Raw genomic sequence first — 23,111 nt, 5'->3', positions numbered from 1 at the left:
CGGACAGATGAAAAAAGACATCCATCCCGACTATCACCTCATCGACGTCAAGATGACCGACGGCACCGTCGTTCAGATGAAATCGACCTGGGGCAAAGAGGGCGACACCCTGGCGCTGGACATCGACCCCAGCGCCCACCCGGCCTGGACCGGCGGCGGCACCCGCCTGCTGGACACCGGCGGCCGCGTGTCCAAGTTCAAGAAAAAATACGAGGGCCTCGGTTTCTGAAACCGACCACGCATTGCGCAGATATCGACGCCGCCCCGCAAAGGGCGGCGTTTTGCGTTCCCGGACCGGCCCCGGGCCGTGCCGGGCCATGGTGACGAATTGGAAAGGTTTTGCGGCAAGACTGTCGGCGCGAGCGACCGCGCACAGCGAGGCGATACCCCAGATGACCTTTCTTCCCCCCGATCCGATCAAACAACCTGCTACCCAGACCGGCCAGAAGGACCCGGTTCAGGCAGAGCGCTTTCCAACTGGCGAACCGCATCCTATAGATGCGGAAACACCAGACCGCGCGGGCACCGCGGCAAAGGATACGGGCATGGCGCACATCATCGTCGTTGGAAACGAAAAAGGCGGGGCGGGGAAATCCACCGTCTCGATGCATCTGGCCACGGCGCTGGTGCGCATGGGGCACAAGGTCAGCGCGCTGGACCTGGATCTGCGGCAACGCACCATGGGCCGTTATGCCGAGAACCGCCGCGACTTTATCCGCAAATCCGGTCTGAACCTGCCGGAACCGGATTTCCGCGAATTGCCCGAGATCGACCCGGCCACCGTACCGCCGGGCGAGAACATCTTTGACCTGCGATTGGCCGCTGCGGTGGCGTCGCTGGAACCGGATTGCGATTTCATTCTGATCGACTGCCCGGGGTCGCACACCCGCCTCAGTCAGGTGGCGCATTCCCTGGCGGACACGCTGATTACGCCGCTGAACGACAGCTTTGTCGATTTCGATCTGCTGGCACGCATCGACAACCAGTGCGAGAAAATCCAGGGGCCGTCGGTCTATTCCGAAATGGTCTGGAGCGCCCGGCAATTGCGTGCTCAGGCCGGGTTGAAACCGATTGACTGGGTGGTTCTGCGCAACCGGGTCGGTTCACAGCACATGATGAACAAGGCAAAGATGGAGCGCGCGGTGCGCCTGCTGTCCGAGCGTATCGGGTTCCGCGTCGCACCCGGATTCAGCGAAAGGGTGATCTTTCGCGAATTGTTCCCGCGCGGCCTGACCCTGCTGGATCTCAAAGATATCGGCGTCAAGAAGCTGAACATGTCCAACATCGCCGCGCGGCAGGAATTGCGTGAAATGCTGAAAGCCCTCAACCTGCGGGGCGTTCAAGTCGATATCTGATCTGCGGCTCGGCAACCGGACCTCTGCTCAGACCTGCCCGGGATCATGCAGCGTGAACAGCGGCTGCGGCGCGGCCACTCCGCGCAGCATGACACGCCCCAAGGGCACCAGATCGTGGCCGGTTTCCCCCGCGTACCGGACTATGGCTTCGGACAGGATCACGCTTTGTCCAAGGGCCGCGTGCATGTCGGACAACCGTGCCGCCAGATTGACGGTTGGACCGATCACCGTGAAATCCAGCCGGTCCTTGCCACCGATATTACCATAGAAGATCTCGCCCGCATGCAACGCCAGGGTTACATCTGCCGTCGGCTGCCCCTCGCCGGCCCGTTCCAGGTTGCGTGCGGCGATCCGGCGGCGCAGCGCGGCCGCCATGTCCAGCGCCGCAACAGAGGCGGCCTGCTTGTCGGGGCCATCGAACATTGCCAGCAAGCCATCGCCGATGAATTTCAGGACCGTGCCGCCACGCGACTGGACATGATCGACCGCCAGTCCGAAATAGTCGTTCAGCATCCCGATCAGCAATTCGACCTCGGTCCGTTCGGCCAGACGGGTAAAGCCGCTCAGGTCGAAATAGCAGATCGCCGCGTCGATCCGCTGCAGCGACCCGCGTCGGATTTCGCCCGACAGAACACGGGCGCCGGCATCCGCCCCCAGGTAAACGGCCAGAAGTTCCCGCGCCATGCGCCGGTTCGACGCCGATTTCAGCGCCAGCCCCAAGGCCGGCATGACGTCCCGAATCAACCGGATATGCGCCGCCGAAAACCCGTCGCCATGGTCGCTCGTCCACGAGATGACGATGCCCTCGGGCGTGTTCTGCGGGTCGATCGGCCGCCCCGGCGGCAGTTTTTCGAACGCCATCGCCATCGCGAAATAGTCCGTCGCCCCCTTTTCCCGCAATTCCTGCAGGATCGGGAAACGCCCGTTTGCATCCATGTGCGCCAAGGTCTCGCGCATTTCGGTCTGCCCGCTGATCAAGAGGTGGTACAATGGGCTGTTGCGCCAGGAATCCGCGACCGAGTTTTCATGCGCATAACGCTCGCGCGACAATCCGGTATCGCGCCACCAGTCAAACCCCATCCCGCCGAATTCCGGGTGAAAGGCCCGCTGCGCTACATGCAGGCGAAACAACGGCACGCCCCTGGCGATCAACTGCTGGCAGTATCCCTGCAACAAGGCCTCGTGCCCGGTTCCCTCGAGCCCCTGCCGGATCAGCCAGGCCGTCAGTTCCGCATTGTCCGCCGTGGGCGGATGCGTCGGGTGTGCCGCCCCAGTCATCGGTACGATCCCCGGAGTTCTGCGGCCTGCCCCCTCACGCGCGACCGGTCCGAGGCAATGATCCGCAGTCCTTGCCGTTCTTGCCGGCAAGCTGCCGCAACATCCGGCGCAGCAGGGCGACCTCGTCGGCGGTGAACCCGTCGGCCAGAGTCGCGTCATAGCGCATCGCGACGATCCGCAATTCGTGATAGGCGGCCCGTCCCGCCGCGGTCAGGTCCAGCTTTTCCGAACGGCGGTCGCGCTCGTCGCGCGTGCGGGTGAGAAACCGGCGCTGCACCAGTTTATGGACGGCGCGGCTGACCTTGGTCTTGTGAATCCGCGCCTCGGCGCCGATGTCCCGGGCCGTCATCTGCCCGTACATGCCCAGGTGGAACAGCACCCGCCACTCGGTGCGCAACATGCCGTATCGCCCCTTGTAGACACGCTGAAATGCCAGCGAACTTTCCTCGGCCGCCTGATTCAACAGGTAGGGCAGAAAATTCTGCAGATCGAAATCATCTTTTTCCTTCATGTCCTCCTTTTTGCCGTTGTTAGTTACAAAATCAACTATTACCCAACAGCCAGCCATTTCGAGGAGACCGCGATGAATTGTCCGACCGACGCGAAAGAGATGATCCAAGCCGACAGCCCCACCGGCACGACGCCGGGTTACATGCCAGGATTTGGCAATGATTTCGAAACCGAGGCCTTGCCCGGAGCGTTGCCGCAAGGCATGAACAGCCCGCAGAAATGCAATTATGGCCTGTATGGCGAGCAGCTGACCGGCACCGCCTTTACCGCGCCCAGCCACCAGAACGAGCGCACCTGGTGCTATCGCATCCGCCCCTCGGTCAAGCATTCGGCCCGCTATCACAAGATCGACCTGCCCTATTGGAAATCGGCACCCAACGTGGACCCGGACGTGATCAGCCTTGGCCAGTACCGCTGGGACCCGGTGCCGCATTCGGACGCGGAGCTGACCTGGCTGACCGGCATGCGCACGATGACCACCGCCGGGGATGTCAACACCCAGGTCGGCATGGCGACGCATATCTATCTGGTCACCGCTTCGATGCGGGACGCCTATTTTTATTCCGCCGACAGCGAATTACTGGTCGTGCCCCAGGAGGGCCGGCTGCGCTTCTGCACCGAACTGGGCATCATCGACCTGGAACCAAAGGAAATCGCCATCCTGCCGCGCGGTCTGGTCTATCGCGTCGAGGTGCTGGAGGGGCCGGCGCGGGGTTTCGTGTGCGAGAATTACGGCCAGAAGTTCGAACTGCCCGGGCGCGGTCCGATCGGCGCGAACTGTATGGCCAACCGGCGCGACTTCAAGACCCCGGTCGCAGCCTACGAAGACCGCGACGCCGACAGCACCGTGACGATCAAATGGTGCGGTCAGTTCCATGAAACCCATATCGGCCACAGCCCGCTGGATGTGGTCGCCTGGCACGGCAATTATGCGCCGGTGAAATACGATCTGCGCACCTATTGCCCGGTCGGCGCGATCCTGTTCGATCACCCCGACCCGTCGATCTTTACCGTGCTGACCGCGCCCAGTGGCGTGCCCGGCACCGCGAATATCGATTTCGTGCTGTTCCGCGAGCGCTGGATGGTGATGGAAGACACGTTCCGCCCGCCCTGGTATCACAAGAACATCATGTCCGAACTGATGGGCAACATCTATGGTCAATATGACGCCAAACCGCAGGGTTTCGTGCCAGGCGGGATGAGCCTGCACAACATGATGTTGCCGCACGGGCCGGACAAGAACGCTTTTGAGGGTGCCAGCAATTCCGATCTGAAACCTGAAAAGCTGGACAACACCATGTCCTTCATGTTCGAGACGCGGTTTCCGCAGCATCTGACCGCCTTTGCCGCCAACGAAGCGCCGCTGCAGGACGACTATATTGACTGCTGGGATGACATCGAAAAGAAATTCGATGGTACGCCCGGACGAAAGTGACCGGCGCCGGCGACCGCGGCGGTCCGCGCCACAAAAGGATAACTGAATGCCCCTGAAAACCAGTTGGGTGACGTCGGCAAATGCAGCCGACCACCCCTTTCCCCTGAACAACCTGCCTTACGGCGTGTTCTCGACCGAAGGCACCGAGCCGCGCTGTGGCGTCGCCATCGGCGACATGATCCTGGACATGCAGGCCGCCGAGGCCGATGGGTTGATCGATCTGACCGAGGTCGCCCTGTTCGAGCTGCCGTTCTGGAACGATCTGATGGAGGAAGGTCCGGCGGTCTGGGCGGCGCTGCGGGCGCGGCTGACGGCGCTGCTGGCCGAGGGATCGGCCGAACGGGACAGGATGGAACCGCTGCTGGTCCCGATGGAGCAGGCGCAGTTGCACCTGCCCCTTATGGTCAGCGAATACACCGATTTCTATGCCGGCCGGCACCACGCCACCAATGTCGGCACGATGTTTCGCGGCGCCGAAAACGCCCTGCCGCCGAACTGGCTGCATATCCCGATCGGATATAACGGGCGGGCCTCTTCGGTCGTGGTCTCGGGCACAGACGTTCGCCGGCCCTGGGGCCAGCTGAAATCGCCGGATCAGGACAAGCCCGCTTTTCTGCCCTGCCGCCGGTTCGATCTGGAGCTGGAAATCGGCGCCATCGTCGGGGTCGCCAGCGACGGGCCGATCACGGTGCAGGAGGCGGATGCCAATATCTTTGGCTACGTATTGCTGAACGACTGGTCCGCCCGCGACATTCAGGCCTGGGAATATCAGCCGCTGGGTCCGTTTCAGGCCAAGGCGACCGCCACCAGCATCAGCCCCTGGATCGTGACCCGCGCAGCCCTGGAACCGTTCCGCGCCGACACCCCCGCGCGCGAGGTCGAATTGCTGGACCACCTCAAGGATTGCGGCCCGATGCTGTATGACGTCGATCTGGCGGTGACGCTGGCCCCGGCCGGCAAGGAGGCCAGCACCATCGCGCGAACCAACTACAAGGAGATGTATTACTCCTCGGCGCAGCAGCTGGCGCATCACACCACCTCGGGCTGCCCGATGAATGTCGGCGATCTGTTGGGGTCGGGCACCATCTCGGGTCCGGAGAAATCGCAGCGCGGCAGCCTGTTGGAGCTTAGTTGGGGCGGAAAGGAGCCGGTGACGCTGGACAGCGGCGAAACGCGCGCGTTTCTAGAAGATGGCGACACGCTGACCCTGCACGGGCATGCGCAGGGCGACGGGTACAGGATCGGATTCGGAACCTGCAGCGGCACTGTCCTGCCGGCCGTCGAAAACCCCTATCAGCGATAATCCAACGCGCCCCGGGCCTGACCCGGGGCCTTTTGACCGAAAAACCATGAGGCCCCGGGTCAAGCCCGGGGCGAGGAAGGACAAGATGGCCAAAGCATTCGCATCCCAAGGCGACCTGAGCGAAAAGAACATCTCGTTTACCGAAGTCGGCGCGGGTCTTTACGCCTTCACCGCCGAGGGCGACCCCAACTCGGGCGTGATCATCGGCGATGACAGCGTGATGATCGTCGAGGCCCAGGCCACGCCGCGTCTGGCAAACAAGGTGATCGAAAAGGTGCGCGAGGTCACCGACAAGCCGATCAGCCATGTGGTGCTGACCCATTACCACGCGGTGCGGGTGCTGGGGGCCTCGGCTTTCGGGGCCGATCAAGTGGTGATGTCGGACATGGCCCGCGCCATGGTGGTTGAGCGCGGGCAAGAGGACTGGGACAGCGAGTTTCAGCGTTTTCCGCGGCTGTTTCAGGGCCATGAGAGTATCCCCGGCCTGACCTGGCCGACCACCACTTTCAACGACAGCATGACCATCTATCTCGGCAACCGCCGTATCGACCTGATGCATCTGGGCCGGGCCCATACCGCCGGGGATATCGTTATCCATGTACCGGATCAGAATGTCATGTTCACCGGCGACATCGTCGAATATCACAGCGCCTGCTATTGCGGCGACGGTCATTTCGCCGATTGGGGCGACACGCTGGATGCGATCAAATGGTTCGAAGTCGATGCCATTGCGCCGGGGCGCGGCGATGCGTTGGTGGGCCGCGACATGGTGGATGCGGCGATCGAGAATACCCGCGATTTCGTGACCAGCACCTTTCGTCCTGCCGCCAAGGTTGCCGCCAGGGGTGGCAGCCTGAAAGATGCCTGGGACGCGGTGCGCGCCGAATGCGACCCGAAATTCGCCGATTATGCCATTTATGAGCATTGTCTGCCCTTCAACGTCGCCCGTGCCTATGACGAAGCCCGCGGTATCGACACGCCGCGCATCTGGACCGCGCAGCGCGATCTTCAGATGTGGCAAGACTTGCAAGGTTGATCTGCGGCCCATGATTTCGATCATGGACGCCTGCCCCTGCCAGCGGCAGGCTGCCAAAGACCGCAACAGAACTGAGGGAGAACGCCCAATGGCCTATGACTACACCCCCTTCCCCTATGTCGCGCCGCCCGGTCTGACCGAATCCGAGCCGCGTCACGCGGTGGCGATCATCGGTGCCGGTCCGGTCGGCCTGGCGATGGCCATCGACCTGGCCCAGCGCGGGGTGAAATCGGTGGTGCTGGACGACAATGACGTAGTTTCGGTGGGTAGCCGCGCAATCTGCTGGTCAAAGCGCACGCTAGAAATCTTTGACCGGCTGGGGGTCGGCGAGCGCATGTTGGCCAAGGGGGTCACGTGGAAGATCGGGCGGAATTTTCACGGTGCCGAGGAGGTCTACAGTTTTGATCTTCTGCCGGAGCAGGGGCACAAATATCCGGCCTTCATCAACCTGCAGCAATACTATGTCGAAGAATATCTGGTGCAGCGCGCCCAGGAGTTTTCCGACCTGATCGACCTGCGGTTCAAGAACAACGTGGTCGATCACAAAGAGATCGAGGATTGCGTAGAGCTGCAGATCGAAACCCCGGACGGCCCTTACAAGCTGCAGGCCGATTATCTGATTGCCTGCGACGGCGCCGGGTCGCCGACGCGCAATCGGATGGGATTGAGCTTTGAAGGTCAGACCTTTGAGGAGCAGTTTCTGATCGCCGATATCGAGATGGAACAGAGCCCGTTCGGCGACAAGGATGTGCCCGAGCGCTGGTTCTGGTTCGATCCGCCGTTTCACCCGGGCAAATCGGCGCTGCTGCACATGCAGCCCGACAACATCTATCGCATCGATCTGCAACTGGACGTGGATGCCGACGGGGCCGCCGAATCCGCCGAGGACAAGGTGGTCCCCCGGATCAAGGCGATCGTCGGAGACAAACCGTTTTCACTGGACTGGGTCAGCGTCTACAAGTTCCGCTGCATCAAGCTGGACCGTTTCGTGCATGGCCGGGTGATCTTTGCCGGCGACAGCGCCCATGTGGTCAGCCCCTTTGGCGCCCGCGGCGGGAATGGCGGCATCCAGGACATCGACAATCTGGGCTGGAAACTCGAAGCGGTTCTGTCCGGCACGGCCGATGTCCGGCTGCTGGACACCTATGACGAGGAACGTCGCCACGGCGCCGCCGAGAACATTCTGAACTCCGCGCGGTCCACCAATTTCATGACCCCCAAGACCCCGATCGAGGCCCTGTTCCGCGCCGAAACCCTGCGGTTGGCGCATGATCAGCCCTTTGCGCAGAAACTGCTGAATTCCGGCCGGCTGTCCCTGCCCTGCTCGCTGGAGGGGATGGCGCTGCAGACGCCGGGATCGGCACAGGTCGCACCCGGCCGGGCGCTGATCGACGCGCCCCTGACCAGCGCTACCGGCGACAGCTGGCTTCTGAGCGAGGTCCAGGGCGATTTCACCCTGGTTGCCTTTGGCGACGTGACCCTGCCCGATATCGACCTGGTGCGCCGCATCGGAGTGAACCAGCGGGCAGACTACCCCTGTTTCATGGCCAATGGCGGTTATGCCACCCGGCGGTACGGCTCGGGCAAGGCCTATCTTTTCCGACCCGACGGCCATGTCTGCGCGGTGTTCGATCACCCTACGACCCAGGCGGTCCTGACCGCCAAGGCCCGCGCCCTGGGCGCAGAACTGGAGGACGCGACATGAACGCCACACCCGACCGGCTGAGCCCGGAACAGGACGAATTCTATAATGCGTTGATGGACGCCCATGCCGGGCTTGCCGACAGCGAAAGTCACGCCCTGAACGCGCGGCTGGTGCTGCTGATGGCAAACCGGATCGGCGATGTCGGCGTGCTCAGGGAAATCATGGCCGTCGCCCGCGCCTATTCGGATGGCTGACGCGGTTCTGTTCGACTATTGGCGCTCGTCGGCCAGCTACCGCGTGCGGATCGCTCTGAATCTGGCCGGCATCGCCTATCGGGCGGTGTCGGTCGATCTGGCGGCCGGTGAAAACCGATTGCCCACACATCTGGCGCGCAATCCGCAGGGCTTTGTTCCGGTGCTGGAAATCGACGGGCTGCGCCTGACGCAATCACTGGCGATCCTCGACTATCTGGACCAGACCCGAAAGCTGGGCCTGCTGCCCCGCGATCCAGCGAAACGGGTGCAGCAACTGGCTCTGGCCCAGTCGGTTGCCGTGGATATCCACCCGGTCTGCAACCTGGCGGTCGCGGCCTACGCCGAACAGCTGACCGGAGGCCGCGACGGCACACGCGAGGCCTGGATGCAGCGGTTTATCCGCCCCGGTCTGGCCGCCTTTGAAACCCTGCTGGACGAGTTCGATCAGACGCCGTTCTGCTGTGGCGACAGACCGGGTCTGGCCGATCTCTGCCTGGTGCCGCAGGTCTATAATGCCCGGCGCTGGGACGTGGACATCGCAGACATGCCGCGCCTGCTGGCGGTCGATGCTGCCTGTGCGCAGCACCCGGCCTTTGCCGCCGCGCACCCGGATGCCTGCAAACCCGACTGACAGCGGGGCGGCGGCGCAGCCGGGGCCGTTCTTGCCTCAGCGCAGACCGTCCTCGCCGACGACCTCTTCGGCTGCCAGCCCGCCCATGCGGTTGTGAATGCGCGGCCCCCGGCTCATCGCCAGGGCGAACAGCAACTCGTTGGCGCGCGGCCCGTCCGGCACGCCGACCTCGATCCCGTCGAAATGGCTGCGCACATAGGCCGCGTTGATATGGCCCAGCGGAATGTCGATGCGGGTGCCGACCCCGCCCATCTTCATGCAGGACGGCACGATGGCCTTGGCCGCGCCCAGGCGTTCGCGCATGGCATAGCCGCCGGGCACGTGCCACAGCGCGGTATGCTCCAGTTCGCCGCCCTCGCCGACCAGACCGGCCTTGCCATAACCGTCGATCCCGGAGATCCCGCCCATCGCCTCGATCAACCGGTCGGTCATCATCAGGCCCAGAGGTTTCAGGTCTTCCATCGCCGTCATCAGATGTTCGGTATGGCCGCCGGCAAACGGGTTGCGCACCAGCGCCACGATGGCGGCGCGGCGGCGCGGCTCGCGGGCGATGGCGCCGCCGTCGTGATGAATGTCCTCGATAAAGATCATGGTCTTGCGCAGGGTGAAATCAGGCATGAATCCGGTCCTTTTCAAAAGCGGTCAACAGGTCAGGCGCGGCCACGACCCGGCAGGCTGGGCCAAGTGTCAGAACCGCGCCGGTGATCAGGTCGCGCGCCAGACAGCTTTCGGCCAGACGCTGGCCGCGCCCCAGCGCGCGCGCCACCTCATCCGGGCCCAGCGCCGCGACGTCCACGGTCACCGGCCGGTCACCCAGATCGCTGTCGGCAAATAGCTGGTTTGCGGGTGCCCGGCGGACCGCCGCATGGCCGGGCAGGTCCACGGCATTGGCAATCAGGGTCGCGGCGACATCCGCCCGGGCAGCGGTGCGGGCCAGAACGGTCACGCTGTCGGCAATGCCCAGCGACAGGCTGCGCCCGCGCCAGCCCGAGGTTGCCATGCCGCGGGTGCACCCGGCGGCGTGCAGCGTGATCCGCGGCAGGTTCGGCGCGGCGATGGCGGCGGTCAGTTCCGCGCCCGGCACCAGGTGAAAGGCGACATCCCCGCCGTTGTTCACATGCACCCGACGCAGCCCGTCGTCGGCACAGATCGCGGCCAGGATCTCGTCGGCGACGGCCCCGGCCACGGCCGCCATCGGGGTCACGAACACATGCGCATGGGCCAGCGCCGCACGCTGCATCGCGCGCGCGACGCGCCCCTGCAAAATGCACCGATCGGTGACCGGGCGACGCAGTTGCGGCAATTCGGCGGCCAGCTCTGCCAGAAGGGTGTCAAAGCGTCTGGCCGCGCGGGCCAGTCCCGCCGCGCGACCGGGCCCGTCGGCGGCGATGATCAGATCGATCGGCCCGTGATGCAGGTGCAGCCGCCGTCCATCCGGCAGAAACGAGATTTGCGGCCCCGGCATTCTACTTCCTTTCCGGCGGAACCGCGCGCAGGTCGGCACCGTATTCGCCGCCATGTTCCAGCACATCCGCAACCGACCGCACCGCATGGTCATGCCCGCCCAGCGCGTTGTAATCCGCCCGGCTGAGAGTGAATTCCAGCGGCGCGACCAGCGCCGGCGTCGGCACATGGCCAAAGGCGTTGTCCGGCATCCGCGTGACATCGGCCATCAGGGTAATGCCGCCGCCCGGCCAGACATAGGCCGGCGCGCCGCCCACGGTGACCCGGGTATGGGCCTCTTGCACCGACCGCGTCAGCTTGACCGGGTTGCGGGTCACGCCCGAGCGCAACGAGCCGCCCGCGCCGCCCATGAACAGCACCGTACACAGCGCCGGTTCGCAATTCTCGGCAATCAGATCGACGGTCGGGCGCAGGCGGTCGGGCAAGGCGGCGGGCCGCGGCACCAGATCGGCATCCAGCACGAAATAGCCCCATTGCTCGCCGGTGGTCGACACCATCAACAAGGTCAGCCCGGGCCGAGCGCCCTTTTTCGGGTTCCAGTCGCCCAGGATCGTCAGCGGGTCGGAAATGTCGGTACCGCCCCAGCCCAGCCCCGGCTGCGCCACCTGGAAATACCGCCCCGGGGTCGAGCGCCGGCCCTTGATGCGGATGCCGGTATCCGGCCAGCCCAGCACCTTGCCGGCCTGATGCTCGCTGACCACGCCGGTAATGTGGTCATCGACCACCACCACCTCGTCCACCAGCCCCTGCCACTGGCTGGCGAACATGCCAATGGTGGCCGAGCCGCAGCCGACGCGCATGCGCTCCTCGACTTGACCGTCGACAATGGGCGGCTGCCCGGCCTGCACCGTCACCGACGCGCCACCATCGACATCGAGGTCGACCGCCTGGCGGTTGCACAGGCGCAGCAGCGTGTCGCAGGTGACTCGGCCCTCGGGTTTCGAACCGCCCGTCAAATGCTCGACCCCGCCCAGCGACAGCATCTGGCTGCCATATTCGCTGGTGGTGACATGACCCACATGTTCGCCCTGCGCCCGCACCGGCGCGGCCTCGGGGCCGAGATGCCGGTCGGTGTCGATCTTTACCTTGACACCGCAATAGGAAAAGATCGCCTCGGTCACCACGGTGACGAAATCGACGCCGTCGATGTCGCGGCTGACGATGAATGGCGCGGGCTTGTAATCGGGGTAGGTGGTGCCGGACCCGACGGCGGTGATGAACAGATCGTCGCCGGCGATCACCTGCCCGTCCCATTCCGAGGTCAGGAAGGGCCGGATTTCGCCGCCCGCCTCGATACGCCTGTCCAGCACCGTTAGCGGGTCGCAGCGGATGATCCGCCCGCCCCGGTTGGCATAGCGGTCGCAGGCGCCGATCTGACCCTCGGCGATATAGCACATCACCGGGCAGGCGTCGCAGCGTATCTTTTCCGGCCTCGTTCTGCGTTTCTCAGTCATGCCGGGCCTCGCTGGCGGCGCGGATCGCCGCCCGCACCCGATGCGGCAGGGCCGGCAGGCGGGTGATGCGCGCGCCGCTGGCATCGCGGATGGCGTTCAGGATCGCCGGCGCGGTGGGGATCAGCACATGCTCGCCCAGCCCCTTGGCGCCCATCGGCCCCTCGGGATCCGGTTTCTCGATCAGGATCGAGCGGATCTCGGGCATGTCGCCGATGGTCGGAATCAAATAATCATGCAGGTTCTCGGTGCGTCCGGGCAGATATTCCTCCATCAGCGCCATGCCCAACCCCTGCGCGATGCCGCCCTCGATCTGGCCCTCGGCCAGCAGCGGATTGATGACCCGCCCCAGATCATGCGCCGCGGTGATGCGCTGTACCCGCACGGTGCCCAGCGTCATGTCGACATCCAGTTCGACCAGCTGCGCGCCATAGCCATAGACCGCATAGGGCACGCCCTGCCCGTTCTCGTCCAGCGGCCGGGTCGGCGGGTCATAGCGCTCTTCGGCCGCCAGCACATAGCCATGCCCGTCAACCGGCAGTTCCCCCAGGGCGATCCGGCGCTGCGCCTGCCCGTCGCTGACCTGCAGGGTGGCGCCCGCCAGGCGGATCCGCGCATCGTCCCCCATGTTGCTCAGCGCCAGAATCCGCGCCCGCAGCGCCGCCCCGGCCAACAGCGCCGCCTTGCCGGTGATCACCGTCTGGCGCGAGGCCGAGGTCTTGCCGCAATCGGGCGTGCGCGCGGTGTCGGGACCGATCAGCCGGACCTGATCCAGCGGTAGACCCAGCGCATCGGCGCAAATCTGCGCGATCACCGTGTTTGCGCCCTGACCGATATCGGTGGCGCCCTGATGCAGGCACAGCCGGCCATCCGGTGTCAGGCCCAGCCGGATCGTCGACGGGTTGGGCAGGGCGGTGTTGCCGCAGCCATACCAGCACGACGCCACCCCGACGCCACGTCGGATGTCGCCTGCGCCGACATTGAGCTGGCTTGCGCGCTGCAGCGCCCGCGCCCAGGGATCGCGCAGCGCATCCAGACAGGCGCGGATGCCGACACCGTACAATTGCTGCCCGCAGACCGAGCGGTCACCGTCGCGCAGCGCGTTCTGCCGGCGGAATTGCAGCCGGTCGATCCCCGCTTTTTCGGCAAGATCGTCAAACAACGCCTCTTGCAGGATCGCCGCCTGCGGCACGCCGAACCCGCGAAAAGCGCCGGCAACCGGGTTGTGGGTATGCACCGCGCGGGCCCGGGCATGGTAATGCGGCACGCGATAGGGCCCCGAGGCATGCACCGGCACCCGCACCGCCACGGTCGGCCCCCAGCTGGCATAGGCGCCGGTGTCGAAATCGCCGTCAAACTCCATGCCCGTGATCCGGCCCCGCGCGTCGATCCCGGCCCGCGCGGTCATCCGCGCCGGGTGCCGTTTGGTGGTGCTGACCATGCTTTCGCGGCGGCCATAGACCATGCGCGCAGCCCGCCCGGTCCTGAGCGCGACCAGCCCGATCAGGGGTTGTACGGACAGGTCCAGCTTGGACCCGAAACCGCCACCCGCCGCCGCCGGCAGGATGCGCACGCGTTCGGCCGGCAGCCCCAGCACCCGGGCCGTGTCGTCGCGGTCCAGCATCGGCGCCTGGGTACAGGCGCGGATGACCAGCGTCTCGCCCTCGATCCAGGCGGCCCCGGCCTCGGGTTCGATATAGGCATGTTCCACATGGCCGGTTTCGATCTTGGCCTCGGCCACCACCGCTGCGTCCCGCAGAGCGGTCGTGGGCGTGCCGCGCCGGACCTTGCCCTGGATCAGGATGTTGTCCGCGCGCGCGGGATGCAGACGCGCCGCCCCGGGCGCACGCGCAGCGGCGGGACCGGTCAGCGCCGGTTCCGCCTGCCAGGTCACCGGAAACCCCGCCAGATCAAGCCGTGCGATATCGTTCTGCGCCGCCGCCACCAGCGCCACCGCCTCGCCACGCATACGCACATGGGTCTCGGCCAGAGCCGGCTGATCGGCACAGTCCGGGATGACCCCGAACCGGTTGATACCGGGTATGTCGGCGGCGGTGAACACCAGCGCCTCGACCGATTGCGCCGCGATCCAGCCCGCCACATCGCCCAGTTGAAAGCGGGCCGCCGCGTGCGGCGAACGGATGGCCTGTACCATCAGCGCGCCGGACGGGCTGACATCGGCGCCAAAGCGTTCGGTTCCGTCCACCTTGGCCGGACCGTCCAAGCGCGGCACGCGGGCGCCGACCGCCTGCCCCGCCCCGGGCGCGATGCCGCTGCCGGGGGCGGCGGCGGCATCCAGGACCGCGGCGACAATCTTGGCATACCCGGTGCAGCGGCACAGCACGCCGCTCAGCGCGGTTTCGATTGCGTCCCGGTCCGGGGACGGGTCGCGCATCAAGAGCGCCTGCGCCGCCATCAGCATACCGGGGGTGCAGATACCGCATTGGGCCGCGCCATGGCGCAGAAAGGCCGCCTGCAACCGCGAGGAGGTGTTTTCGGCGGCCAGCCCCTCGACCGTCCGGATATCGGCCCCGGCCGCCTGCGCCAAGGGGGTCAGGCAGGCGCAGACCGGCCGGCCATCCAGCAGAACCGTGCAGGCGCCGCAATCGCCGGCATCGCAGCCGACCTTGGTGCCGGTCAGCCCCAACTCGTTGCGCAGCACGTCGGACAAGCGCCGCCCGGGCGGCGCGGTCACGCTGAACAAACGGCCATTGACCGATAATTGCCGTTCCGCAGCGTCCTTCATGACACCATGTCCGGCGCGCCCGGTTGCAGCCCCGCGAGCGCCCGCCGCAACAGGGCGACCGCGGCCTCGGTACGATAGGCGGCATCGGCCCGGAAATCGGAAATCGGCGCCAGATCGGCGGCCACGGCCGCCGGGTCCAGCCGCGCCGCCAGATCGGGCAAGGGTTGACCGACCAACACCTGTTCCTGCGCGTGCAGCCGCACCGCTACCGGCGAACAAGCCCCGACCGCCAGCGCCAGATCCACGACCCGGCCCTGCGCCGCCACGAGGCGCACCGCGACCATGGCAATCGAGATCACCAGGTGTTTGCGCGCCCCGAGTTTCAGAAAGACGCTGCGCCCGGCACCGGCCGCGCAGGGAATGTGGATCGCCGTCAGCAATTCGTCATCCCGCCGCCGGGTCTGCCGCACACCGCACAGGAAATCGGCCAGGTTCAGACGGCGCGGCCCCTGAGGGCCGGTCAGTTCGACCTGCGCCTGCAGCGCCAAAAGCGGTGGCACCCCATCCGCGGCGGGCGAGGCGTTGCACAGGTTTCCGGCCACGGTGCCGGCGTTCTGGATCTGGGGTGACCCGATCTGGCGCGCGGCCTGTTTCAGCATGTCGAAACCCGGCGGCAGCGGGGCGTCCAGAACATCGCGCCAGGTGGTCGTGGCGCCGATGCGCCAGCCCTGGGTGGTTTCCCGCATACCGCGCAACCCGGCAATGGCGGTGATATCCAGCACCGGCCCGGCCAATGTCTGACGCTCGGTTGCCGGAAACAGATCGGTGCACCCCGCCGCCACCACTGCCGGTGACCGGGCAAGTATCGCCAGGGCGTCCTTCAGGGTTTCGGGCCGGTGATATGCAGACACGTGCGATTTGCCTCGCGCGGTTGGGGGGCGGTCTATCTCGGCGACCAGCCGGATTTTGCGGTCCCTGCGGCAACCTGTCAACAGACAAGCCCGCCCCCGGCTATACGCCCAGATGCCGCTGCAGGAGGGCAGGATCGGCGCGCAAGGCCTCGGCCGTCAGGGTTTCCTGATTGCGGCCGTTGTCGATGAACGCCACCCGGTCGGCGACGGACAGCACCGCGTCGATGCGCTGTTCGACCAGCAGGATCGCGACTCCCCGGTCGCGCATCACCACGATGACCCGGCGGATCAGGTCGATCATCGAGGGTTGCAACCCCTCGGTCGGTTCGTCCAGCAGCAGGACCCGGGGCTGCAGGCACAGGGCGCGGGCAGTGGCCAGCATCTGCTGTTCCCCGCCCGACAGGGTCTCGGCACGCTGGCGGAACCGTTCGCGCAAACGCGGGAACAGGTCCAGCACATCGTCCAGAACCTGCGGACCGGATTTCCCCGCCATCAGGCCGATCTCGAGATTCTGCGCCACCGTCAATTCGCCGAACAGGCGGCGGCCCTGGGGAATATAGCCGATGCCGGTGCCAGCCACCCGATGCGCGGGCAGGTCGCTGATCACTTGCCCGCCCAGCCTGACCTGCCCGGACATCAGCGGCAGCAGCCCCATGATCGCCTTCATCGTCGTGCTCTTGCCCGCACCGTTGCGCCCCAGCAAGCACAGGATTTCCCCGGCCTGCACCTGCAGGGACAGGTTGCGCAGGATCTGGGCATGACCATAGGCGACATTCAGGTCGCGCAGCTCCAGCATCAGCCGGTCCCCAGATAGGCGGCCTGCACCGCCCGGTCGGCCCGAATATCACCCGGTTTGCCCTCGGCCAGAACGCGGCCGGAATTCAGCACCGTGATCACGTCGGCGGTCTCCATCACCACCGACATGTTGTGTTCGATCAGCAGGATCGTGGCGCGTGTCGCGAGATCGCGAATCAGACGCTTGAAGGCGGCAATCTCGCTATCCGCCAAGCCCTGCGTGGGTTCGTCCAGGATCAGCAGGCGCGGCTTTTGCACCAGCCCCATGGCGATCTCCAACAGGCGCTGGTGGCCATAGCTGAGATCACCGGCATTGCGCTCGGGCGGCTCGGTCAAACCGACCTGCGCCAGCGCTGCCTGCACCGCCGACGGCACGGCGGCACCGCGCAGACGCCGACGCGCCGCCAGCGCGACGTTTTCGGCCAGGCTGAGATTGGCAAAGACCGAGGTGATCTGGAACGTATAGGCCATGCCCAGATTGATGCGTCGATGCGCCGGCAGGGCGGAAATGTCCTGCCCGTCAAAGATCACCTGCCCGGCGCTGGGCGGGATGCGGCCGCACAGCATGCCGACAAAGGTGGTCTTGCCCGCCCCGTTCGGCCCGATCAGCGCCCGCACCTGGCCCCGGGGCAGATCGAAATCGACATCCTCGACCGCGTGCAGCCCGGCAAACCGCTTGCTCAGCCCGCGCGTGGACAGCAGGGTCATGGCAGCCCCCGCCAGATGCGCCGGCGCAATTCGCCCACCAGACCCAGCGGCGCGAACAGGGTCAGCAGCACCAGAACGATGCCGGCAACCAGCATGTAGGCAGTGGTCAGCCCGCTGGACAGGTCGATCAGATAGAACATGAACAGCGTGCCGATGAACGGACCCAATGTGGTGCCGGCACCGCCCAGCAGCACCCACAAAAGCGGAAAGATCGAATATTGCACCGCCGCAAAACTGGCACCGACATAGCCGAACAGCAGCCCATAGACCGCCCCCGCCGCCGCCGAGATCGTCCCCGAGATCACAACTGCCACCAGCTTGTGCCGGCCAATGTCATAGCCCAGCATCTGGGCGCGGTCCTCGTTCTCGCGGATGGCGATCAGAACCCTGCCAAAGGGCGCGCGCACCAGCCACAGCGTCGCCATCAGGCTGGTTGCGAACAGGGTCAGGGCGGCGAAATAGCGATTGGCAGGATCCGACAGGTCGATGCCCGCCTTTACGCGCTGAGCCTGCTGGATCACGAACCCTTCGTCCCCGCGCGTAAAGGCGCCGAAATACAGCACCGTCAGATACCCCGCCTGTGCGAACATCAGCGTCACGATCATGAACGCCACCCCGGTGGTGCGCAGCGCCAGCGCACCGACGACCAGCGACACCAGCAAACCGGCGGCCAGCCCGGCGGCCAGCGCCGGGACAGGCGAAAACCCCAGATGCCGCACCGCCAGCCCCATGCCGTACATGCCGGCGGCAAAGAACAGCGCATGGCCCAGGCTGAGCAGCCCGGTATAGCCAAACAGCACGTTGAACCCGATCGCATAAGTGGCCAGCACCAGGATGCGCGCCATGTTGCCGTGGTGATAGGCCGGCAGCAGGAAGTGCAGCGCCAGCAGCAGCGCCAGCAGCGCGGCGTGCAACAGCAGGTCGCGGCGGGCGCCGGCGCTCATGCGCGACGCACCCCGAACAGGCCCTGCGGGCGGAACACCAGCACCAGCGCCACCAGCAGCGTGGCCAGAATCTTGGCCAGCGTCGGCGAGAAGAACACCGAGATGATGCCGTCCGACAACCCGATCAGCACCGCCGCCACCACCGTGCCCGGCAGGCTGCCCAGCCCGCCGATGATCACCACGATAAAGGCCAGCAACAAGGGATCGCCGCCCATCAGGTAATGCGCCTGCTGGATCGGCACGATCAGCACCGCCGCCAGCGCCGCCAGCCCGGCGCCAAGGCCAAAGACCAGCGCATAGACCCGCTCGACCGGGATGCCAAAGGCCAGCGCCATGTCGCGGTCCATCTGCGTCGCCCGCATCACGAGGCCGATGCGGCTGCGCGCCATCAGTCCCCAGACCCCCACCAGCACCAGCACCGCCGCCGCGATCACCGCCAGCTTGTAGCTGGTGGTGCCCAGCCCCCAGGGCCAGTAGAGTTGCAACCGGCCATCGGCAAATTCGATCCAGGGAATGGCCAGCCGGGTGTTGAACGGTGGCGCCACCGGACGCGCGTCGGGTCCATAGCTCATCAGCGTGACCTGCTGGATGATGTAGAGCAGGCCGATGGTGGCGACGATGGTACGCTCGGGATCATAGGCCAGACGTTTCAGCACCGTCATGTCCGCCACAGCGGCCAGCAGCCCGACCAGAATCGGCACCACCAGCAGCGCCAGGCCAAATCCCAGCGCCGGATGGCCGCCGACCTGACCTGTCACCCACCAGGCCAGAACCGCGCCCAGCATGAAAAACTCGCCATGCGCCACATTGACCACGCGCATCACGCCAAAGACCAGCGACAGCCCGACCGCCGTCAGCGCCAGCACCGCCGCAGTGACCGCGCCCTCGAGGGTCGCTAGGATCAGATAGGGTCCGAATTCCATCCGTGATCCGTCCGCCCCGCCTCAGCCGGACCCGGCGCAGAGCGACCGGCCGGCCGGACATATGCGCCCCGCGTTCACAGGCTCTGGGTGGTATAGTCCACCTCGTCGGGATAGAGCGTATCCTCGATTGAGGTCGTGTGCACCACGATCAGCCTGCCATCGGTCACCTTGCTGATATACTGGTGGCCAAAGACCTGGTGGGTCTTGCCGTTGAACCGTTTGGCCCCCTGCGGGTGTTCGTTGGAATGGGGCATGTCGGTCATGGCCTCGACCGCCTCGATCAGAGCGGCCCGGTCGCCCGGCCCCTGATAGCCGGCGGCCTCCATTCCGGCCTTGATCGTATAGAGGGTTTCCCAGCAGCCGAACATGTGGGCATAGGTCGAGACATCCCTTGGATCGCTGATCGACGCACCATTCTCGTCGACCCCGACGGCGGCGCGGTAATGCTTGTCATAGTCGCTCTGGTCGGGTTGCGCATAGCGCGGATTACCTTCCCAGAAATAGGTGCCTTCGAGAAATTCCAACCCCGAGCTGGCCAGATCCACCGCCTCGAGACTGTCGATAAAGCCGAAGATCTCGGGCCGGCTGGGACCAAAGAACTCGCCCAGCTCCTTGACGAATGTCAGCACGGCGGGGCCGACCATGACATGATAGATCACCTCGGTGTCGCGCGGAATCTTGGGGAAATACTTGGTAAAACTGGTTTCCGTTGGCGGGATCGCGATCTTGGCGACCACCTCGCCGCCCTGCTCGGCCAGCGCGGCGCTGAAATAGTCGCGGTGATCGTGACCAAAGGCGAAATCCGGATAGATCATCGTGACCTTCTTGCCCAGGTTTTGGCTGACAAAGGGCGCCATCGCCTGCACCTGGCTTTTGACATCGGTGATACCGGGTTGCAGCGTGTACCGGTTCAGCATGCCGCTGGCGACATGGTGGCCCTCGGACACCACGAAATAGGGCAGTTTCAGTTCGCCCGCGCGCGGCGCAGAGCCGATGACCACGTGCGAGAACAGGGTGCCATAACCGACATCGCAATTGTGCTGGGTGGCGAATTTCTCGACCACTTCTGCACCGCGCTTGGGGTCGGTGCCGTCATCCTCGGCGACGATCTCGACCAAGCGGCCATTGATGCCGCCGGCGTCGTTGATCAGCGCGACCGCGGCGTTGGTCGTGCGGTCGTACCAGCGGCCATAGGCGGCGCCGATACCGGTGCGATGCACCTGAAAACCGATGCGGATCGGCTCTGAGGTCTGCGCCTGGGCATAGCGTGCCCACAATGGCAACACAGCCCCCCCGGCTCCTGCGGCCAGGGTTTTCAATGCATTTCGACGGGTGTGTCCAACAGGTTTTTTCCGGTCATCGGTCATGAAATCTGTTCCTTTTGGCAGACGAATGCGCTTTTTTTGCCGATCGAGGTCGCGCCAAGTTTCGAAATGATCCGGATTTTCCCGACGTTTGGCAACCTTTCATTGCTCCTACAGACCGCGCGGAGACGCCAGCAGCCACAGCCCGAACAGGGTGTACAGAACCATGAACACCGCCAGCGGCGTCTGGCTGAGCGTGGCAAGGCGCCGGGTCCCGAACTGGCGCAGGGCGAGCACATGCGCCATCGCAACCGCCAGAACATGGCCGATCACCACCGCCGCTGCCTGTGTCAGCCAGATCAGGCGTACGCTGTCCGGCGTGTTGAAGAACCCTGTGGTGACATAGGACGCGCCGCGCCCCAACAGGTCATCGCCCCGCGCCAGCGGATCGTTCAGCGCCGCCAGAACATACTGACCGTCGACCAGAAAACTGGTCAGGTAATGGGCGATGTGATAGCCCAGCGCGATCGGCAGGATCGACGGCGCAAACAGGCAAAAGGCCCGGTCCAGTGCCAGATCGCAACCGGTCAGCCGCACCCCCAGCCAGAGCGACAGCGCATAGATCAGGATCAACCCGGCATTGGCCACGACCAGACCCGCCAGCGTCTGCCAGATGATCGCAGAGCGCCCGGGAAACTCGAGCGGGTTCAGGCCCAGGATGTCGAGCCACCAGAATGTCTCGTTCAGCCCGTCGAAACTGCCGCTGCCCAGCATCGTCAGCATGAACACGGCGACCCCGACCGGCGGGACCCGGTGCCGCAGCGCCTGCCAGCCCACGGGCCCGATGGCACGCCGCCCGCGGCGGCGCCCGAACAGGCTCAGCAAGGCATAGTTGCGCATCAGCATGGTGAACCCCTCGCCGCGCCAGGCCCAGCGCGGCCCGAACGCCAGCAGCGCAAGATAGGTGAACAGCCAGTAGCCCAGGCAATAGGCCGCCAGACGCGCCGGATCCGACGGCGCCGGATCGGCCAGCAGCAGGCCGGCAAACCCCAGAAAGGTCAGCAAGGCGGCACCATGGCCCAGCCGCGCGGGCAGAGGCAGGAATGGGCGCAGGCGCAACATCCGGCGCGTCAATGCCACCGGCCCGGTCCACGGGTTGATCCAGCGCCAGAGATCGCCCAGCAGGCCCTGTACCGAAACGCAGGCGACCCAGAACACGGTCCAGATCGTCAGGGGCAACGGATTGGTCAACGGGTCGCGCGACCCGGTCAGTCCGGCCCAGACCAACAGCATCAGACCCAGCGCCGACAGGCCGCTGGTGACCAGCGCCCACCGGGACCGCCGACGCGGCACCGGCCACAGCAGCCACGGGCGAAAAACCCGCTCCAGCACGGTCTGCGGCAGCCGCATCATCAGCAGCACCGTCAGCACGACACAGGCGACACCGGCGGTGGCATAGATGCCGGTGGGCAGCAGCAGAACCAGCCCCTGCTCGGACGCATGGGCCGATGCGCTGCCCGCAACGATCGTGCCCGCGATGACGCCCGCGGTCCTCGAAATTGTCTGGCCCTTGATCCTGCGCCGATACTGCATGATGCTCATGACACGCGATGTTACCGGGAGGAACCGCGGATGAAAGCCGTAAAACCGACCGCAGCCCTCGGCATTCTGGTGTTGATCGCTGTTGCGATTTTCCTGCTGGTGTTGCGCACGCAACAGGGCGACGTTCGGGTCAGCAAAATCAACGCCGCCCCCCTGCGCGACGCAAAGGGCAGCGTCGGTGTGTTCCTGACGCTGCACAACAGCGGCGATGCCGACCGGCTGGTGGCGGTCCGCTCGATCGTCGCCCGGCGGGCACGGTTGGACGGATCGGTGGCGGATGCCGGTCTGGCAATGCCCGGTCCCAGCCGGACGGAACTGGCCCCGGACGGTGCGCATATCGTGCTCGAGGGGGTCGGCGGCGCGCTGGTTCCGGGGCGGATGATTCCGATCACCCTGCGGTTCCAGCACGCGGACGAGCTGCGCATCCAGGCCCCATTGGGCGAGCCAATTTCGCGGGCGGCTGCCGGTCAGGCCGGGCTTGGCGCCCCCCTTGCACAAACTGAAGGCCCGCCCACGCCCGACATCACCTTGCAGGTTCAGCCCGATGGCGTCGGCTGGATCGTCCAGGTCACGACGGCGGGGTTCACCTTTTCCGAAGAAGACGAGATGACCGAACATGTGCCCGGCACCGGATATGGCATTCTCTATCTCGGCGGGCTCAGGCTGCAGCGCCTGCACCAACCCGGTGCCCGCATCGGCGCCCTACCGCCGGGTCGGCACGAAATCCGCGTGACGCTGCACACCAACGACCACCGTGTCTATCTGGTCGACGGCCAGCCGGTCACGGCCACCGCGGAAATCATCGTGCACTGAGGCAACGCCGGTCGCAGCGGCGCCGTCACGCGCGCGGTCTTGCAGCGACCGGATCAAGAGGGG

22 protein-coding genes are annotated in these 23,111 nt (G+C 65.7%); 9 read left to right on the top strand and 13 right to left on the bottom strand.

Annotated features, from left to right (window positions below; all coding sequences use genetic code 11):
- The first annotated feature begins 7 nt into the window (after positions 1-7).
- On the top strand, positions 8-229 hold the full coding sequence (rpmE, locus tag ACFMPD_RS07080) for a 50S ribosomal protein L31 (protein WP_380993095.1): 222 nt from the start codon (positions 8-10) through the stop codon (positions 227-229).
- Positions 230-545: 316 nt separating this feature from the next.
- Positions 546-1,355: a division plane positioning ATPase MipZ gene (locus ACFMPD_RS07075; protein WP_380993191.1), complete on the top strand. Its 810-nt coding sequence runs from the start codon at positions 546-548 to the stop codon at positions 1,353-1,355.
- 27 nt (positions 1,356-1,382) lie between these two features.
- Here the strand turns inward: ACFMPD_RS07075 and ACFMPD_RS07070 are convergent, their stop codons facing one another.
- A complete protein-coding gene (locus ACFMPD_RS07070) occupies positions 1,383-2,633 on the bottom strand; it encodes an adenylate/guanylate cyclase domain-containing protein (RefSeq protein ID WP_380993094.1) in 1,251 nt (416 codons plus the stop codon).
- A 34-nt stretch (positions 2,634-2,667) separates the two neighbouring features.
- Positions 2,668-3,144, bottom strand: coding sequence for a MarR family winged helix-turn-helix transcriptional regulator (locus tag ACFMPD_RS07065; RefSeq protein WP_380993093.1), 477 nt, complete (start codon positions 3,142-3,144; stop codon positions 2,668-2,670).
- 72 nt (positions 3,145-3,216) lie between these two features.
- Between ACFMPD_RS07065 and hmgA the strand changes: the two genes are divergently transcribed.
- The 6 genes from hmgA to maiA all read left to right on the top strand — a co-directional run bounded on the left by hmgA (position 3,217) and on the right by maiA (position 9,447).
- The gene (gene hmgA, locus ACFMPD_RS07060) at positions 3,217-4,578 is read left to right on the top strand and encodes a homogentisate 1,2-dioxygenase (RefSeq protein WP_380993092.1); all 1,362 of its coding nucleotides are present in this window, start codon (positions 3,217-3,219) and stop codon (positions 4,576-4,578) included.
- Between the two features lie 46 nt (positions 4,579-4,624).
- The gene (gene fahA / locus ACFMPD_RS07055) at positions 4,625-5,881 is read left to right on the top strand and encodes a fumarylacetoacetase (RefSeq protein ID WP_380993091.1); all 1,257 of its coding nucleotides are present in this window, start codon (positions 4,625-4,627) and stop codon (positions 5,879-5,881) included.
- A gap of 85 nt (positions 5,882-5,966) precedes the next feature.
- Positions 5,967-6,917 carry an MBL fold metallo-hydrolase gene (locus ACFMPD_RS07050; RefSeq protein WP_380993090.1) on the top strand — a complete coding sequence of 317 codons (951 nt, stop codon included), beginning with the start codon at positions 5,967-5,969 and terminating at the stop codon, positions 6,915-6,917.
- A gap of 88 nt (positions 6,918-7,005) precedes the next feature.
- Positions 7,006-8,622, top strand: coding sequence for an FAD-dependent oxidoreductase (locus ACFMPD_RS07045; RefSeq protein WP_380993089.1), 1,617 nt, complete (start codon positions 7,006-7,008; stop codon positions 8,620-8,622).
- Positions 8,619-8,816 (top strand): DUF2783 domain-containing protein, encoded by a 198-nt coding sequence (locus tag ACFMPD_RS07040; RefSeq protein ID WP_380993088.1) that lies wholly within the window; start codon positions 8,619-8,621, stop codon positions 8,814-8,816. Before ACFMPD_RS07045 ends, ACFMPD_RS07040 begins: the two co-directional genes overlap by 4 nt.
- Positions 8,809-9,447 (top strand): maleylacetoacetate isomerase, encoded by a 639-nt coding sequence (maiA, locus tag ACFMPD_RS07035; RefSeq protein WP_380993087.1) that lies wholly within the window; start codon positions 8,809-8,811, stop codon positions 9,445-9,447. The genes ACFMPD_RS07040 and maiA overlap by 8 nt, the downstream gene beginning before the upstream one ends.
- Before the next feature lie 36 nt (positions 9,448-9,483).
- On the opposite strand, the gene ACFMPD_RS07030 is transcribed toward maiA, so the two are convergent.
- From ACFMPD_RS07030 to ACFMPD_RS06980, 11 genes are all read right to left on the bottom strand, one after another.
- Complete coding sequence (locus ACFMPD_RS07030) at positions 9,484-10,065, bottom strand: amino acid synthesis family protein (RefSeq protein WP_380993086.1); 582 nt, start codon at positions 10,063-10,065, stop codon at positions 9,484-9,486.
- Positions 10,058-10,912, bottom strand: coding sequence for a UPF0280 family protein (locus ACFMPD_RS07025; protein WP_380993085.1), 855 nt, complete (start codon positions 10,910-10,912; stop codon positions 10,058-10,060). The genes ACFMPD_RS07030 and ACFMPD_RS07025 overlap by 8 nt, the downstream gene beginning before the upstream one ends.
- 1 nt (position 10,913) lies before the next feature.
- A complete protein-coding gene (locus tag ACFMPD_RS07020) occupies positions 10,914-12,365 on the bottom strand; it encodes a 6-hydroxynicotinate reductase (protein ID WP_380993084.1) in 1,452 nt (483 codons plus the stop codon).
- Positions 12,358-15,108: a molybdopterin-dependent oxidoreductase gene (locus ACFMPD_RS07015; RefSeq protein WP_380993083.1), complete on the bottom strand. Its 2,751-nt coding sequence runs from the start codon at positions 15,106-15,108 to the stop codon at positions 12,358-12,360. Before ACFMPD_RS07015 ends, ACFMPD_RS07020 begins: the two co-directional genes overlap by 8 nt.
- A complete protein-coding gene (locus ACFMPD_RS07010) occupies positions 15,105-15,959 on the bottom strand; it encodes an FAD binding domain-containing protein (protein ID WP_380993082.1) in 855 nt (284 codons plus the stop codon). Before ACFMPD_RS07010 ends, ACFMPD_RS07015 begins: the two co-directional genes overlap by 4 nt.
- Positions 15,960-16,059: 100 nt before the next feature.
- Positions 16,060-16,755 (bottom strand): ABC transporter ATP-binding protein, encoded by a 696-nt coding sequence (locus ACFMPD_RS07005; protein ID WP_380993081.1) that lies wholly within the window; start codon positions 16,753-16,755, stop codon positions 16,060-16,062.
- Positions 16,755-17,462, bottom strand: coding sequence for an ABC transporter ATP-binding protein (locus ACFMPD_RS07000; protein ID WP_380993080.1), 708 nt, complete (start codon positions 17,460-17,462; stop codon positions 16,755-16,757). The genes ACFMPD_RS07005 and ACFMPD_RS07000 overlap by 1 nt, the downstream gene beginning before the upstream one ends.
- Positions 17,459-18,406: a branched-chain amino acid ABC transporter permease gene (locus tag ACFMPD_RS06995; RefSeq protein ID WP_380993079.1), complete on the bottom strand. Its 948-nt coding sequence runs from the start codon at positions 18,404-18,406 to the stop codon at positions 17,459-17,461. The genes ACFMPD_RS07000 and ACFMPD_RS06995 overlap by 4 nt, the downstream gene beginning before the upstream one ends.
- The gene (locus ACFMPD_RS06990; RefSeq protein WP_380993078.1) at positions 18,403-19,329 is read right to left on the bottom strand and encodes a branched-chain amino acid ABC transporter permease; all 927 of its coding nucleotides are present in this window, start codon (positions 19,327-19,329) and stop codon (positions 18,403-18,405) included. Before ACFMPD_RS06990 ends, ACFMPD_RS06995 begins: the two co-directional genes overlap by 4 nt.
- A 74-nt stretch (positions 19,330-19,403) precedes the next feature.
- Positions 19,404-20,696, bottom strand: a complete 1,293-nt coding sequence (locus tag ACFMPD_RS06985) for an ABC transporter substrate-binding protein (RefSeq protein WP_380993077.1) — start codon at positions 20,694-20,696, stop codon at positions 19,404-19,406.
- A 108-nt stretch (positions 20,697-20,804) separates the two neighbouring features.
- Entirely contained in the window at positions 20,805-22,235 is a 1,431-nt protein-coding gene (locus tag ACFMPD_RS06980) for a hypothetical protein (RefSeq protein WP_380993076.1), read from the bottom strand.
- A gap of 30 nt (positions 22,236-22,265) precedes the next feature.
- On the opposite strand from ACFMPD_RS06980, the gene ACFMPD_RS06975 reads away from it, so the two are divergent.
- Complete coding sequence (locus ACFMPD_RS06975) at positions 22,266-23,048, top strand: copper chaperone PCu(A)C (protein ID WP_380993075.1); 783 nt, start codon at positions 22,266-22,268, stop codon at positions 23,046-23,048.
- Positions 23,049-23,111 lie beyond the last annotated feature (63 nt).

Source organism: Sedimentitalea sediminis (assembly GCF_042687825.1).
Taxonomy (GTDB): domain Bacteria; phylum Pseudomonadota; class Alphaproteobacteria; order Rhodobacterales; family Rhodobacteraceae; genus Sedimentitalea.
Note: the sequence above shows the minus strand (reverse complement) of the source record. Positions and strands in the feature narration are given on the sequence as shown.